We start from the raw sequence: 15,305 nt of genomic DNA on the forward strand, positions 1-15,305 counted from the left end.
GAAGTCCGCCCAGAAAGATCTCACAATTCAACTCAGAACACGCCAACACGCCTATGTGGCGACCGTTTCTCTCAGCACGGACATTATGACAGATCACACCCCGTCCCCGACGCCAGACTCCAACCAGCCCGCCAAAGCCTGGTCCGGCCGCTTCTCCGAGCCCGTCTCCGACCTGGTGAAACGCTACACCGCGTCGGTATTCTTCGACCAGCGCATGGCCACGCAGGACATACGCGGATCGCTGGCACACGCGAAAATGCTCGCCCGCCAGGGCATCATCGGCGCCAACGACCTTGCCGACATCGAGCGCGGCATGCACCAGATTGCGGGCGAGATCGAAAGTGGGGAATTCGCGTGGAATCTGGACGATGAAGACGTTCACCTCAATATCGAAAAGCGCCTGACCGCGCTCGTTGGCGATGCGGGCAAACGCCTGCACACTGGCCGCAGCCGCAATGATCAGGTCGCCACCGACATCCGCCTGTGGCTGCGCGACGCCATCGACCAGACGCTGCACCTGATCGCGACCTTCCAGCGCAACCTGCTCGACATCGCCGAGCAACACGCCGCCACACCGATGCCGGGCTTTACCCATCTTCAGGTGGCGCAACCGGTCACATTCGGCCATCACCTGATGGCTTACTACGAAATGAGCCGGCGCGATGCCGAACGCTTTGCCGATTGCCGCAAGCGCGTCAACCGGCTGCCGCTCGGCTCGGCCGCGCTGGCCGGTACCAGCTATCCGATCGACCGTGAATTCGTCGCCGCCGAGCTCGGCTTCGACGAGGTCTGCTACAACTCGCTGGACGCGGTCAGCGACCGCGACTTCGCCATCGAATTCTGCGCTGCCGCCGCGCTGTTGATGACTCACCTTTCACGCCTGTCCGAGGAACTCATCCTGTGGATGAGCCCACGCGTCGGTTTCATCGACCTAGCCGACCGCTTCTGTACCGGCTCGAGCATCATGCCGCAAAAGAAAAACCCGGACGTGCCCGAACTCGTGCGCGGCAAGACCGGCCGCACCAATGGTAACCTGATTGCGCTGCTGACCCTGATGAAAGGCCAGCCGCTGGCCTACAACAAGGACAATCAGGAAGACAAGGAGCCGCTGTTCGATACCGCCGACACAGTCATCGACACGCTGCGCATCTATGCCGACATGATCACCGGTATCAAGGTGAAGGCTGACAACATGCGCGGCGCGCTGTCGCAGGGGTATGCCACCGCGACGGATCTGGCCGACTATCTCGTCAAGCAAGGCCTGCCCTTCCGTGATGCGCACGAGGCCGTCGCGCTGGCGGTTCGTGCCGCAGAAGTGCGTGGCTGCGATCTGCCCCAGTTCACGCTCGACGAACTTCGCGCCGCCATGGCCGATGTGCCGGGCGCAGCCGAGCGCGTCGAGGCGGGGATCTCTGCCGTGCTCACGGTCGAGGGCTCGCTTGCCTCACGCAATCATGTCGGGGGGACGGCCCCCGACCAGGTCCGGGCAGCGATCGCGCGTGCGCGAGAGGCATTGGGCTGACGTCGATGGTGGCTGAGCGGATCGGAAAATACGAGATTCGCAGCCTTCTGGGGGAGGGTGCGACCAGCGCCGTCTATCTGGCCTGGGACGCGTTTCACCAGCGCGAGGTCGCGCTCAAGCGACTCTATCCAGAGCTTGTCAGCGACCGCCAGCGTGGCCGGCTGTATCGCCAGCTCATGCTCAACGAAGCCGCGCTCGCCGGCAAACTGACTCATCCCCACATCGCACAGATCTATGATGCGGTGATCGACGACAACGACGCCTACGTCGTCATGGAATACGTTCCCGGCGGCACGCTCGAGGCGCTCGTCCGCCCCGACCGGCTGCCGCCCATAGAGCGCGTCATCGAAATCATCTTCAAGTGCAGTCGGGCGCTCGATTACGCCTTCCATCAGGGCGTCACGCATCGCGACATCAAGCCGGCCAATATCCTGCTGTACCGCGCCGACAGCAGCGACATCCGCATTTCGGACTTTGGCGCAGCGTTGCAGAAGGCGAGCGAAACGACTCAGATCGCCGGCATCGGGTCGCCCGCATACATGTCGCCACAACAGGTGCGCGAGATGCCGCTGGATCACCGCACCGACATCTATTCGCTGGGCGTGGTGATGTATCAGTTGCTCACGGGTCGTTTGCCATTTGAGTGCGAGAACAACTACAGCCTCATCTACCGCATCGCCAACGATGTTCCACCGGCGCCGATCGAGTTGCGCCCAGACATTCCCGACGCGCTCGACGCCATCGTGCGCCGCGCCATGGAGCGCGAACTCGATCGCCGCTACCAGAGCTGGGCCGAGTTTTCACACGATCTCGCGCTCGCCTTTCGCAATCGCGCGATCGCCCTCGACCGCAAGACCCCGCCCGAAGCGGAGAAATTCCAGACCCTGCGCAGCATCACCTTTTTCCGCGAGTTTGCCGATGCCGAACTGTGGGAGATCATCGGGTTCGCACAGTGGACCCACCTGCAACCGGGCACCATGATCATGAAGGAAGGCGAGGCCGGCGACTACTTCTGCTTCCTTGCCGACGGTGAAGCACGGGTGAAGAAGCGCGGCAAGCTGCTCAACGTGCTCAGCGCCGGCGAGTGCTTCGGTGAAATGGCGCTCTTTTCCGCCGGCGGCGGCATCCGTTCAGCCTCGATCGAGGCCACCACCGAGGTCGACGTGATCACGATCCGCTCGCGTGCGCTGCAGCGCGCCTCGGACACCTGCCGCATGCATTTCTACAAGGCATTTCTCGAAGTGCTATCGACGCGCCTGTCGCTGATGAGCGCAAGAATTGCGAACCTTTGAACCCGCAGTTAAGCGCACCCGCGAACGGGTGGTGCAATCGCCATTTGCCTGTCGGTTTTTTTTACACTGATGACCGCAAGCCCCGAACGCAAACATCGCGGCCTCGGACAAACCTGTCGTGGCGATGCGGAGCGCGGACCGACGGTAGCGGCCGATCACTCGGGCAAAGTCCATGCAATACATGGGTTTGAGCATGAGTCCCGGCAATGCCAGTCACTGACGAAGTACTGCTCCATGTTTGCCCGGGCAGCCGTCGGGCAGATGGGCACCTTACTTGCTTACTTATATGAAAATGTGCAATTTGGCGCAAACGACGCTCGAACCAGGCTGTTAGAATGTGCCAAGCGCTGCAGAAAACCCGGAGCTTGTAATGAACAACGAACCTGAACTGCACTCTAGCGACTCGCCCGAACAGGGCGGCGGCCTGAGCCGTCGCGCTGCGCTCAAGCGCGCGGCGGGCGCCGGCATCATCATGACGTCCCTGTCTTCGGGAAGTGCGCTGGCCTCGATCAGTTGCAAAAAATACTCGAACTGGATGTCGGGCAAGCTCAACGGCGGCAGCCCGGGCAGGCCGGACACCCAGACGTGCACCCTCGGCAGATCGCCAGGTTTCTGGGGAAATTCGGTAAAATCGAACGGAGCATGTTCGACTGCGCTGAACAACAATTTCGCGGGTTCTTGTGATGCCGTCAAGGCCATCTTCAACTCGCAGTTCCGCTCGGTCTTTACGGGTGGCAGCAGCCAGACCTTCGGCTACATCCTGAACCACGAGGGTTCGAACTTCGGCAGCGGCGTCAATGTCGATCGTGCGTTCTGTGCGGCCTATTTCAATGCGCGCTTCATGCCGGGTTACCCGATGACCGTGCTGGATCTGACGGTGCTGTTCTCCAAGATCGGCACACCGGGCTTCGACCCGAATGAAATCAAGACCTATCTTGAAACAACCTACGAGACGCCTTGATCGCTGCCCCATTGTCACCACGAAAGTGGTGCGGTGAGATCATCCCTACCTTGAAGCAATCTGTCGTCTCATCTTCCGTTCATGACGGAGAGCGGGCGCTGCTCGATCTCGGCACCGGCAAAATCGTCGTTGTCGACGATTCGGAATACCGATGCATGCAGGACAGTGCCGATGCGCCAAGCCAGCTGCTTTATGAAGCGTTAGACGAGGCCGGCTTCATTGAACACGCCGACACAGTTCGAAAAACTCGGTAATTCCGCAGCGGAAAGAAGTATCGGCGCACTTTTCGGCCGCGGCCTGATCATCGATCTCGGCCCCCTGCTTGCAAGGGTCAGACTGAGCAACCGGCAGGTCGCGCAGCAGTTCGTCAATCTGTACCAGGCTTTCCCGGCGAGCACAGTCGAAGGTTTTGCCCATCTGGACGTGAAGGTGGGTTGCAGGGCATGGCCCGCCGGCCTGTTCAAACCGCAAGCGCGCTTTATCAGCGAAGGGCGCGAGCCGTTCGTGCCGCTGCCCGAGGCGCATGCATTGCCGTTGATCGAATGGGGCCTGAACTGGACCATCGCCACGCAAGCGCCGAATTTCCTCGTCATCCACGCCGCCGTCGTAGCCCTGAACGATCGTGCCATCATCTTGCCGGGTAACCCCGGGGCGGGAAAGAGCACGCTGTGCGCTGCACTGGTGGCCCACGGCTGGCGACTGCTATCGGACGAGTTTGCGCTGATACACCCCGTCACCTTGCGGATTCACCCGATTCCGCGCCCCATCAGCCTAAAGAACGCCTCAATCGACATCATTGGCGCCCGCTGGCCGGAAGCCTGGCATTCGCCGCCCGTCCTTGACACAAGCAAGGGCACGGTGTCGCTGTTCCGCCCACCTGAAGACAGCGTGCAGTCGATGAAAGCCACCGCGTCTGCAAGTTGCGTAGTGTTTCCAAGATATGCCGCGGATACGTCCCTGAGCATCGAGCGCATCCCCAGGGCACGCGCCCTGGCCAGGCTGGCCGAACACGTCGTCAATTTCACCGAACTTCCGCGCAAGCATTTCGGTGTGCTCGATCGCCTCTTTCTGACCTGCCAGGCGTCCGACCTCGCGTACTCGGACCTCGACGAAGCGATCCATCAACTCGACACCATCGTTCAAGCGGACAGGCAGCAGCATGCTTGAGAAGATTCTGCTGCAACCGTCGCTCAGCCTCCAGTTGAGCCTTGCCGAATGGGACCATCTCATCTCGGCTGCGCGCGCCGGACAACTGCTTGCTCGCCTTGCCTGGCTGATCAGAAGCCATGGACTGGCATCCGGGCTTCCAGAACAGATTGCAGATTTCCTTCTCGCTCACGAGGCCCTCGCCGACGCCCAGCATGAAGCGGTGCGCATCGAGGCCAACGAGATTGTCCACGCGCTTTCCAGATCGGACAGTCCTGTCATCTTCCTGAAGGGAAGTGCCTACGTACTGTCGAATCATCCCGCGAGCCAGGGGCGGCTGCTGGGCGACATCGACATCATGGTGCCCCGTGCCAGGCTCGAAGATGTCGAACTCATGCTGAAACTCGGCGGCTGGAGCAACGCCCACCACTCCGCGTACGATCAACGCTACTACCGTCAGTGGATGCATGAGCTGCCAGCCATGATTCATCGAACACGCGGCGTCGTGCTTGATGTGCACCACACCATACTGCCCCCGACTTCGCGCGCGCGAGTGGACGCGGCCAAGCTATTCCGCGATGCAAGGCCGATCGACGGGCTTTTCAATGCGTATGTACTGAGCGAATCCGACTCGCTCATCCATTGCGCAACACATCTGTTTCATGAGGGAGAGTTCGAAAAAGGCCTGCGCGACCTGCACGACTTTCATGTGCTGCTGGGCGCCGCCATCGAACGCGGGCTGGACGAGGCCTGTTTTGCCGAGCGTGCCATCGAGCTCGATCTGGCGTGGCCCGTGTATCTGGCGCTGCGCTACAACCAGCGCATCTTCAACGTATCCGCCGCTGCCGAAGCAACGCGTCGATTGCAGAAGGCATGCTCGCCATCATTGCTGCGGCTCGCCTTGATGGACAGCCTGTATCAACGCGCCTTGCCGGCTCAAAGCCCGGACACGGCCGGCGCAGCGACCGGCTTCGCACAGTGGCTGCTATTCGTGCGCTCGCACTGGCTCAGAATGCCGCCACACCTGCTGACTTACCACCTTTCGCGCAAGGCCCTGACCCGCCTTGCGGGAAACACCAGCGAGGCGCACGGCTGACCGGTCAGCCGGCGTACCGTGCGACGCCGCAGAAACGATGATCAGGCCTCGACTACCCCGGCATCCTTCAGCAACTGCTGCATCTCGCCGCTCTGGTACATCTCGCGCATGATGTCCGAGCCGCCGACGAACTCACCATTGACGTACAGCTGCGGGATCGTCGGCCAGTTGGCAAACTCCTTGATCCCCTGGCGAATCGCTTCGTCGGCGAGGACGTTGACGGTATAGATTTTCGTGACGCCACAGGCGTTGAGAATCTGCACGGCGGTCGAGGAGAAACCACACTGCGGGAACTGGGCGGTACCCTTCATGTAGAGCACGACAGGGTTGGAGGTGACTTGCTCGCGGATGACGCTCTGGATGTCCATTTTGGTGCCTGCAAAAGTTGAGTTAAATACTCGGGTAATTTTAGGCCTGGCCTGGCCAAGCGTCAATATTGCCTTAAATATGCGGCTCAGTCGCGCCCCAGCCAGCGCCCGCCCGAGACCCGTTCGATACCCGCCAGATCCTTCCATGACGCGATCGCGGCGAAGCCGGCATCCGCGAGTAGGCCGCGCACGGCCGACGCCTGGTCGAAGCCATGTTCGAGGAAGAGCCAACCCTCGGCCTCAAGATGCGTCGGCGCGCGCGAGACGATCTCGGCCAGGTCGTCGAGGCCGGCGGGCCCGGCCGCAAGCGCGGTTCGGGGTTCGAAGCGCAGGTCGCCCTGCTCGAGATGCGCATCCTCGGCCGCGATATAGGGCGGATTGGCAACGATCAGCTGGAAACGTTCTTCGCCCAATCCGGAGAACCAGTCGCTCTGCACGAAGGACACGCTTGCGCCGAGCCGTGCGGCGTTGGCCATTGCAACCCACAGGGCTTCGCGCGAGCGGTCGATCGCAGTCACGTCGGCAGCGTCGAGTTCGAGCGCCAGCGTCACCGCGAGCACCCCTGACCCCGTGCCCATGTCGAGCAGACGCGCACGCGGCACGCCAGCAAAATGGGCGACCGCAAGCTCGACCAACAGTTCGGTGTCCGCGCGCGGGATCAGCACGGCCGGCGTGACCATGAAATCGCGCCCGTAGAACTCACGCATTCCGGTCAGGTAGGCGACCGGCTCACCGGCAGCACGGCGCTCCACAAGTTCGCGGTACTGGGCCCAGTCTTCGGCCTTGAGCGCCAGCTCGGGCCATGCCACCAGCCGCGAAGCGGGACATTGCAGCACGTGGCGCAACAGGACTCTCGCCTCCATCTGGTCGATACGCTGCTTCGCCCAACCGAGTGCGCCGGCAATGTCCGTTGTCTCAGCCATGTTCATTCGTCCGCCAGCGCGGCCAGCAGATCCGCCTGATGCTCGAGCGTGAGGGCATCGATCAGTTCGTCGAGCTCTCCTTCCATTACCGCATCGAGGCGGTAGAGCGTGAGATTGATGCGGTGGTCGGTTACCCGCCCCTGGGGGAAATTGTATGTGCGAATGCGCTCGGAGCGGTCGCCGCTGCCAACCAGGCTCTTGCGCGTTGCCGCCTCCGACGCCTGCCGCGCGCGCAGTTGCGCGTCGTTGAGCCGCGCAGCCAGCACCGCCATGGCCTGCGCCTTGTTGCGATGCTGCGAACGATCGTCCTGACACTCGACGACCAGCCCGCTTGGCACGTGTGTAATGCGCACCGCAGAGTCAGTCTTGTTGATGTGCTGTCCGCCCGCACCCGAAGCACGAAAGGTGTCGATACGAAGATCGGCAGGGTTGATTTCTACGGCATCGAGCTCATCCGCCTCGGGCATCACCGCGACCGTGCAAGCGGAAGTGTGAATGCGGCCCTGGGTCTCGGTCACCGGAATGCGCTGCACCCGATGGCCGCCGGACTCGAACTTGAGCCTGGAGTAGGCCCCATTGCCGACGACGCGGGCAATGACTTCGCGATAGCCACCGAGATCGGACTCGCTGGCCGACACGATCTCGACCTTCCAGCGCTGGCGCTCTGCAAAACGCGAATACATGCGCAGCAGGTCGCCGGCAAACAGGGCGGCCTCATCGCCTCCCGTGCCCGCCCGAATCTCGAGAAAGAGGTTGCGCTCGTCGTTGGGGTCGCGCGGCAGCAGCGCACGCTGCAATTGATCCTCCAGCTCCGCGATGCGGGCCTCACCGTCTTCGAGCTCCATTCGGCCGAGCTCGCGCATCTCCGGATCCTCAAGGAGTTCCCGCGCCGTGGCGCAATCCGCTTCGGCCTGGCGGTAGGACTGATACAGCACCACTACCGGTTCGATTTCGGCCCGTTCGCGCGACAGATCCCGAAACGCATTCATGTTGCGCGTCGACTCTTCGGACGAAAGCTCGCGGTCGAGTTCTTCCAGACGCCCACCAAGGTGTTCAAGCTTGTCGCGAATGCTCTGCTTCATTGGATCGATAAGATGCACCCGGGCGCTCACGCTCCCGCAGTGGCCGGTGAACGGCTAGTGATGGGACGGTAGATTGAAAAGCTGCTGCACGATCCGACCGGCCTCCGCATGGTGCTCGCCTTCGGCCTGATTGAGAAACCGGGTCGGACCATGCATCAGCTTGTTGGTCAGACCATGGGACAGCGCGTCGAGAACCTGCTGCGGATCGTCTCCGCGCGCGAGCAGGCGCAAGGCGCGCTCGACTTCGGCTTCGCGCACACTCTCGGCGTGCTGTCGCAGCGCACGAATCACGGGCACCGCATCACGGACGTGCATCCACTGCAGAAAGCCGTCGACCCGGGTGTCGATGATCCCCTCTGCCTCGATGACCGCCTGCTGGCGCGATTCGAGACCGGCATCCACGACCTGCGCAAGGTCATCCACCGTATACAGAAAGACATCGTCGAGCCCCGCCACCTCGGGTTCGATGTCGCGCGGCACGGCAAGATCGACCATGACCATCGGGCGATGTCGCCTGGCCTTGACTGCCCGTTCGGCCATGCCCAGCCCGACGATGGGCAATGGCGCCGCCGTACAGGACACGACAACATCGAAACGCGGCAGCATGTCGCCGATGCGGTCGATGCGCATGGTCTGCGCCCCGAACCGGCTCGCCACCGCGAGCGCACGCTCTTCGGTACGATTGGCCACCGTCATCGATTTCGGCTGTGCGCCAGCAAAGTGGGCCGCGCACAACTCGATCATCTCGCCGGCTCCTATGAACAGCACATGCTGGTCGGAAACCTGACCGAAGATGCGCTCGGTCAGGTTGACGGCCGCCGCCGCCATCGACACGGTATTGGCGCCGATTGCGGTCGTGGAGCGCACTTCCTTGGCGACCGCAAAAGTACTCTGGAACAACTTGTGCAGCAGAGTGCCCATGGTGCCGGCCTGCTCCGCACGACGCACGGCATCCTTGACCTGGCCCAGAATCTGGGGCTCACCCAGCACCATCGAGTCCAGCCCGCTGGCAACCCGGAACACATGCCGGACGGCGTCGCGCTGCGGATGGGAATACAGGTAAGGGGCGACCTCGTTGAGCGGCAGCCGATGAAATCCCGCCAGCCAGTCCGCTGCATGTTGCGGCTGCTCGGCTGCGAAATAGAGTTCGGTACGGTTGCAGGTCGACAGGATGGCCGCTTCCCGCACACCCGTTCCACCGGTCAAGTCCTGCAGGGCGAAGTCCAGCCGCTCAGGCTGAAACGCCACACGCTCACGAATGGCAAGTGGTGCAGTGTGGTGGTTCAGGCCGAGGGCGTAGAGTTGCATGCAGACAGTGGTATTCAGGCGAAGGCGCGAATTATATCAGACGGAAAAACCGAGAAAGATTGCGCAAAATCAATCACTTCCTGAAACCAAGAAAGAAAACAGCCAGCATCCGAAGGGCTCGCCCACCCCCACTCGGCACGGACTCGAGCGCTGCCCGCCACCCGCCTGCAGACAATGGCTCCCTGCGGCGCCATCTGAAGCGGCCCATACCGAAGCGACGTGCGCGCGTCGCATTCCGCTTTTCCCCACGATTATAGCGCATTCGTCGATGCTTCCGCCCTCGGCCGGACTGGCGTAGGCTGCCCGAATCAGCACCCACAACTGTCGAGGGCCGGGTTTATCCGGATGTGCCATGACAGGATGATCGGCCACCCTGTACACCTTGCGCGCAAAAGAAGCGACGCCCAGACCGCTGGTCCCAGTCGCCCGCGCAACGTATCGGCAGTTGCCGAATACGCATCAGCAGAAGGAGACGAAAACAATGTCCACATCGACCGAAGCAAGCAGCAGCGCGCAAATCGAAGGGGTCGTCGAGCTGATCAAGACGCGGCTTGCCCCCGAGCAATCCGGTGCAGTCGAGGCCTTTGCACGCAAGTACTACAGTCAGGTCGACGCGGACGACCTGGCGGAACGCAACGTTGCCGACCTCTATGGCGCGGTGCTGAGCCACTGGCAATTTGCGCGCAAGCACGATGGCGGGCGGCGCTTGCGCGTCTACAACCCGCGCATCGACGAGCACGGCTGGGAGTCGACCCACACCGTCATCGAAATGGTCGGCAAGGACATGCCCTTCCTGGTGGATTCGATCGGAATGGAGGTCAACCGCCAGGGGCTGACGCTGCACCTGATCATCCATCCAGTGATGCGGGTCACCCGCGACGCTGACGGCGTGCTGCTCGGCATGGCCGAATCGCCCGAGGCCGCAGGCGCGCACTACGAATCCCTCATCCACGTCGAGGTCGACCGCCGTACCAACCCTGCAGAGCTCGACGCCATCCGCGACGGCCTCGAGCGCGTCTTGCACGACGTCGCGGTTTCCGTCGCCGACTGGCCGGCAATGAAGCAACGCCTGGACGACGTCATCGCGGAAACCGCCGCCACCCATGCCCCGGATACGCCGGAAAATATCGAAGAGGCGCGGGCCTTCCTGGAGTGGATGGCGGACGACAATTTCGTCCTGCTCGGCTGTCGCGACTACGATCTCATCAGTACCGAAGCGGAAAACGAGTTGCGCGTTCGTAGCGGCTCGGGGCTCGGCCTGCTGCGCGACACCGGTGACAGCCTGCAGTCACAGTCGTTTGCCGCCCTGCCGCCGCAACTCAAGGCGCAGGCCCACCTGCCCAACCTGCTGACCATCACCAAATCGAACACTCGCTCCACCGTACACCGCCAAGGCTACCTCGACCACATCAGTGTCAAAACCTTCAACACCGATGGCCGGGTCACCGGCGAACGCCGCATCATCGGCCTGCTGACATCCACCGCCTACAACACCAATCCGAAGCGTATCCCCCTGCTGCGACGCAAACTGCAGAAGGTGATCGCCCAGGCGGGACTCCTGCCCGGAAGCCACGCAGGCAAGGCGCTGGCCACGATCCTGGAACAATACCCCCGCGACGAACTTTTCCAGAGCTCGACCGACGAACTGTTCAACACCGCAACCGGCATCCTTCGCCTCGGCGAGCGCCAGCGCATTCGGCTTTTCGTGCGCTGCGACGCGTTCGCCCGCTTTGTCTCCTGCCTGATCTACGTCCCGCGCGAAAACTACAATACCGAGCAGCGCAAGCGCATGCAGAACGTATTGATGGAGGCCTTCGGCGGCACCGCCTCAGAGTTCGAGGTCCATTTCTCCGAATCCGCCCTGGCCCGCGTATTGATCACGGTGCGCACCAAGGATTCGACCATTCCGCCCTACGACGTGCGCGAGGTCGAAGCACGTCTGGTGAGCGTTGCCCGACGCTGGGAAGACGGCCTCAAGCAAGCGCTGATCGAGCATCACGGCGAGGAACGCGGCATGCAGCTGTGCCGCCGCTACCTCAACGCCTTCCCCTCCGCTTACCGCGATGACTACGCGGCCCGCAATGCCGTACATGACATCGACCTGATGGAGGCCCTCGAAGCCAACGACGGCCTCGGCATGAACCTCTACGTTCCGCTGGAGGCGCCGGCCGGCCATCTGCACTTCAAGCTGCTGTACGCCGACACCCCCGTCCCCCTGTCCTTGAGCCTGCCCATGCTCGAACGCACCGGCGTCAAGGTGGTGACGGAGCAACCCTACCGCATCGAGCGCCAGGATGGGTCGCTGGTCTGGATGCACGATTTCGGATTGACCTTCGCCGGAGGGGACAAGCTCGACCTCGAACAGTTGCGGCCGCTCTTTCATGCGGCCTTCCGCCGCGCATGGCAGGGCGCGATCGAAAACGACGACTTCAATCGCCTCACGCTGCTCGCCGCGCTCGACTGGCGCGAAATCAGCATGCTGCGGGCCTACGCCAAACACATGAAGCAGGCCGCATTCACCTTCAGCCAGACTTACATGGAGCAAACGCTCGCGAACTATCCGAAACTCGCGGCGCAGCTGGTCGCGCTGTTTCGTGCGCGCTTCGACCCGAACCGCGCAGACAACCGCGCGGCCCATTGCGATGCCATCGTGGCAGACATCAACACCACGCTCGACAGCGTGGCGAACCTCGACGAAGACCGCATCCTGCGCCAGTTCCTGGCCATGATTCAGGCCACCTTGCGGACGAATTTCTATCAACCCGACAAGGATGGACGCCCGAAGCCCTATCTTTCCTTCAAATTCGATCCCTCGAAGATTCCGAACCTGCCGCAGCCCCGGCCGATGTTCGAGATCTTCGTCTATTCACCCCGAGTCGAGGGCGTGCACCTGCGCGGCGGCAAGGTCGCCCGCGGCGGTCTGCGCTGGTCCGACCGCATGGAGGATTTCCGCACCGAGATTCTCGGTCTGGTGAAGGCACAGATCGTCAAGAATGCGGTGATCGTGCCGGTCGGGTCGAAGGGCGGATTCGTGGTCAAGAACCCACCCGTGAGCGGCGGTCGTGAGGCCATGCAGGCCGAAGGCATTGCCTGCTACCGGACCTTCCTGTCGGGGCTGCTCGATCTCACCGACAACCTCGTCCAGGGCAAGGTGGTACCGCCGGAGAACGTCGTCCGTCATGACGAGGACGACCCTTACCTGGTGGTCGCCGCGGACAAGGGTACGGCCACTTTTTCCGATATCGCCAATGGTGTCGCGAACGCCTACGGTTTCTGGCTCGGCGATGCCTTCGCCTCCGGCGGGTCGGTCGGCTACGACCACAAGAAGATGGGCATCACCGCCCGCGGCGCATGGGAATCGGTCAAGCGCCACTTTCGCGAGATGGGTCTCGACACCCAGGAAGAACCCTTCTCCGTGGTCGGCGTCGGCGACATGTCGGGCGACGTCTTCGGCAACGGCATGTTGCTCTCGCGCAAGATCAGGCTGCTAGCCGCCTTCGACCATCGCCACATCTTCGTCGACCCAAATCCGGATCCGGAAGCGAGCTGGAACGAACGCGCCCGGCTCTTCGCGCTGCCACGGTCATCATGGGCCGACTACGATGCCGCGCTGATTTCGGAAGGCGGTGGCATCTGGCCGCGCAGTGCGAAATCGATTCCGCTGTCGCCGCAGATGCGCGAGATGCTCGACACCGACGCGGAAGCGATGCCGCCGAACGAGTTGATGCGCAGCATTCTGAAGGCGCCGGTCGACCTGCTCTACAACGGCGGCATCGGTACCTACATCAAGGCCAGCAGTGAAACCGACGTATCCGTCGGCGACCGTGCCAACGACGCGATCCGCGTCAATGGGAATGAACTGCGCTGCAAGGTGGTCGGCGAAGGCGGAAATCTGGGGGCAACACAGCTCGGGCGCATCGAGTTCGCGCTCAAGGGCGGCCGCATCTGCACCGACGCCATCGACAATTCCGGCGGGGTGGATTGCTCCGACCATGAGGTCAATATCAAGATCCTACTCAACTCGGTGATGGCCGACGGCGAACTGACCGAAAAGCAGCGCAACAAGCTGCTGCTCGAGATGACCGACGAGGTCGCAGAGCTGGTGCTGCGCGACAACTATTTCCAGACCCAGAACCTGTCTGTGACCCGCGCCCGTGGCATCGAGCTGCTCGACGAGCAGGCACGCTTCATGCGCAAGCTGGGCAACGCCGGACGCCTGAACCGCAAGCTCGAGTTCCTGCCGTTCGACGAGGAGATCACCGAGCGCAAGCAGGCCCATATCGGCCTCACCTCGCCCGAACTTGCCGTACTGCTGGCCTACAGCAAGATCGAACTGTACGACGCCGTGCTCGCGTCGGACCTGCCCGAAGATCCCTTCATCTCGCAGGCGCTGATGCGCTATTTCCCGGTGGTATTGCGCGAACGCTACGCCAGTCCCATACAGCATCATCCCCTGAAGCGCGAAATCATCTCCACCCACGTCATCAACAGCATGATCAACCGGGTCGGCGCCACGTTTGTCAGCCGCCTTCAGGAGGAAACCGGCGCAAGCGCGCCCGACATCGTGCGGGCGTATCTTGCAACACGCGAGGTGTTCTCGCTGGTACCGCTGTGGGCGCAGATCGAGGCGCTGGACAACAAGGTGGCCGACGCAGTGCAGACCGCCATGATCATCGACAGCAGCCGCCTCGTCCTGCGCGGAACGCTCTGGTTTCTGCATCACCCGGAGCTTACGCGTGACCTCGGCGTCGTCGTCGACCGTTTCAAGCCTGGCGCAGGCGAGCTCGCAGCAACGCTGTATGACGTGGTGACTCCGAACTACCGAACCGAGCTCGACCAGATCGCCTCACGCTACATGGAGCAGGACGTCCCCGAAGCCCTGGCACGGCAGATTGCCACGCTCGGCGAACTCTACTCCGCACTCGACCTCGTCGAGATTGCGGCCGAAACCGGGCGCGACCAGCATACGGCGGCCTCGGTGTATTTTGCGCTGGGGGGACGCTTCGATCTGCACTGGCTCGGGCAGCAGATTTCGAACCTGCCTGCCGACACCCACTGGCAGGGCCTTGCACGTACGGCACTGCGCGACGATCTCTCCGCACAGGCGCGCAACCTCGCAGCCAACGTGCTGCGGCTGTCGCCCGGTGTGACCGAGGTCGACGCCCTGCTCGGCGCATGGGAGAAGCAGCGAAGCACCCAGATCGAGCGCAGCCGCCTGCTCTTCGCGGACGTCAAGGCGTCATCCCAGATCGACATGCCAATGCTGTCGGTCACCTTGAGGGAATTGCGCAACCTGGCGTAAGGTCATCAGTGCTGTTTCCCCACGCCTGGCCCGGCACAGCTTCAACTTGCCGGGCCAGGTGCGGTTGCCCGGCGATACCGAGGACTTTGCAACACGAGTGAAACTGGAAAGTGCTGATTCCCATAGAACTCAATACGCAAGAGGATGCTGGCGTTCGGGACGCTCCCGGCCGAGCAGTTCCCGCTGGGTTCGCGCCTGCGCTCGCCCCCTCGCGTCCCCCTTGCCAGCATATTGCTCGACCACGCATGAAACGCCTTACGCCAAGGCAGAGATGGCCATCAGCAACCTTCCGCAGGCATTGGCCA

The 15,305-nt window shown here is 62.6% G+C and carries 11 protein-coding genes; 7 read left to right on the plus strand and 4 right to left on the minus strand.

Annotated elements, in window-relative coordinates:
• Positions 1–85: 85 nt before the first annotated feature.
• The 6 genes from argH (at position 86) to J5J83_RS10730 (ending at position 6,017) form a co-directional block, all read left to right on the plus strand.
• Entirely contained in the window at positions 86–1,522 is a 1,437-nt protein-coding gene (gene argH / locus J5J83_RS10705; RefSeq protein ID WP_212348941.1) for an argininosuccinate lyase, read from the plus strand.
• A gap of 5 nt (positions 1,523–1,527) precedes the next feature.
• Positions 1,528–2,814, plus strand: a complete 1,287-nt coding sequence (locus tag J5J83_RS10710; protein ID WP_212348943.1) for a serine/threonine-protein kinase — start codon at positions 1,528–1,530, stop codon at positions 2,812–2,814.
• A gap of 370 nt (positions 2,815–3,184) precedes the next feature.
• Positions 3,185–3,775 carry a hypothetical protein gene (locus J5J83_RS10715; RefSeq protein WP_212348945.1) on the plus strand — a complete coding sequence of 197 codons (591 nt, stop codon included), beginning with the start codon at positions 3,185–3,187 and terminating at the stop codon, positions 3,773–3,775.
• Positions 3,772–4,029 carry a hypothetical protein gene (locus J5J83_RS10720; RefSeq protein WP_212348946.1) on the plus strand — a complete coding sequence of 86 codons (258 nt, stop codon included), beginning with the start codon at positions 3,772–3,774 and terminating at the stop codon, positions 4,027–4,029. Before J5J83_RS10715 ends, J5J83_RS10720 begins: the two co-directional genes overlap by 4 nt.
• Positions 3,995–4,942 carry an HprK-related kinase A gene (locus tag J5J83_RS10725; protein ID WP_212348948.1) on the plus strand — a complete coding sequence of 316 codons (948 nt, stop codon included), beginning with the start codon at positions 3,995–3,997 and terminating at the stop codon, positions 4,940–4,942. The genes J5J83_RS10720 and J5J83_RS10725 overlap by 35 nt, the downstream gene beginning before the upstream one ends.
• Complete coding sequence (locus J5J83_RS10730) at positions 4,935–6,017, plus strand: nucleotidyltransferase family protein (RefSeq protein ID WP_212348950.1); 1,083 nt, start codon at positions 4,935–4,937, stop codon at positions 6,015–6,017. The genes J5J83_RS10725 and J5J83_RS10730 overlap by 8 nt, the downstream gene beginning before the upstream one ends.
• A gap of 41 nt (positions 6,018–6,058) precedes the next feature.
• Here the strand turns inward: J5J83_RS10730 and grxD are convergent, their stop codons facing one another.
• The 4 genes from grxD to hemA all read right to left on the minus strand — a co-directional run bounded on the left by grxD (position 6,059) and on the right by hemA (position 9,698).
• Positions 6,059–6,385 (minus strand): Grx4 family monothiol glutaredoxin, encoded by a 327-nt coding sequence (gene grxD, locus J5J83_RS10735; protein ID WP_212348952.1) that lies wholly within the window; start codon positions 6,383–6,385, stop codon positions 6,059–6,061.
• A gap of 86 nt (positions 6,386–6,471) precedes the next feature.
• The gene (gene prmC, locus J5J83_RS10740; RefSeq protein WP_212348954.1) at positions 6,472–7,308 is read right to left on the minus strand and encodes a peptide chain release factor N(5)-glutamine methyltransferase; all 837 of its coding nucleotides are present in this window, start codon (positions 7,306–7,308) and stop codon (positions 6,472–6,474) included.
• A 2-nt stretch (positions 7,309–7,310) separates the two neighbouring features.
• A complete protein-coding gene (gene prfA / locus J5J83_RS10745; protein WP_212348956.1) occupies positions 7,311–8,390 on the minus strand; it encodes a peptide chain release factor 1 in 1,080 nt (359 codons plus the stop codon).
• A 54-nt stretch (positions 8,391–8,444) separates the two neighbouring features.
• Positions 8,445–9,698: a glutamyl-tRNA reductase gene (hemA, locus tag J5J83_RS10750; RefSeq protein WP_212348958.1), complete on the minus strand. Its 1,254-nt coding sequence runs from the start codon at positions 9,696–9,698 to the stop codon at positions 8,445–8,447.
• A gap of 481 nt (positions 9,699–10,179) precedes the next feature.
• Here hemA and J5J83_RS10755 point away from each other — a divergent pair, with 481 nt between their 5' ends.
• The gene (locus J5J83_RS10755; RefSeq protein WP_212348960.1) at positions 10,180–15,000 is read left to right on the plus strand and encodes an NAD-glutamate dehydrogenase; all 4,821 of its coding nucleotides are present in this window, start codon (positions 10,180–10,182) and stop codon (positions 14,998–15,000) included.
• The last annotated feature ends 305 nt before the right edge of the window (positions 15,001–15,305 follow it).

The organism is Azoarcus sp. L1K30 (genome assembly GCF_018122735.1).
GTDB lineage: Bacteria > Pseudomonadota > Gammaproteobacteria > Burkholderiales > Rhodocyclaceae > Parazoarcus.

Coding starts and splice junctions, on each gene's coding strand:
- J5J83_RS10710 (WP_212348943.1), top strand. CDS start 1,528: ATGGTGGCTGAGCGGATCGGAAAATACGAGATTCGCAGCCTTCTGGGG.
- prmC (WP_212348954.1), bottom strand. CDS start 7,308: ATGGCTGAGACAACGGACATTGCCGGCGCACTCGGTTGGGCGAAGCAG.
- grxD (WP_212348952.1), bottom strand. CDS start 6,385: ATGGACATCCAGAGCGTCATCCGCGAGCAAGTCACCTCCAACCCTGTC.
- J5J83_RS10755 (WP_212348960.1), top strand. CDS start 10,180: ATGTCCACATCGACCGAAGCAAGCAGCAGCGCGCAAATCGAAGGGGTC.
- hemA (WP_212348958.1), bottom strand. CDS start 9,698: ATGCAACTCTACGCCCTCGGCCTGAACCACCACACTGCACCACTTGCC.
- J5J83_RS10730 (WP_212348950.1), top strand. CDS start 4,935: ATGCTTGAGAAGATTCTGCTGCAACCGTCGCTCAGCCTCCAGTTGAGC.
- J5J83_RS10715 (WP_212348945.1), top strand. CDS start 3,185: ATGAACAACGAACCTGAACTGCACTCTAGCGACTCGCCCGAACAGGGC.
- prfA (WP_212348956.1), bottom strand. CDS start 8,390: ATGAAGCAGAGCATTCGCGACAAGCTTGAACACCTTGGTGGGCGTCTG.
- argH (WP_212348941.1), top strand. CDS start 86: ATGACAGATCACACCCCGTCCCCGACGCCAGACTCCAACCAGCCCGCC.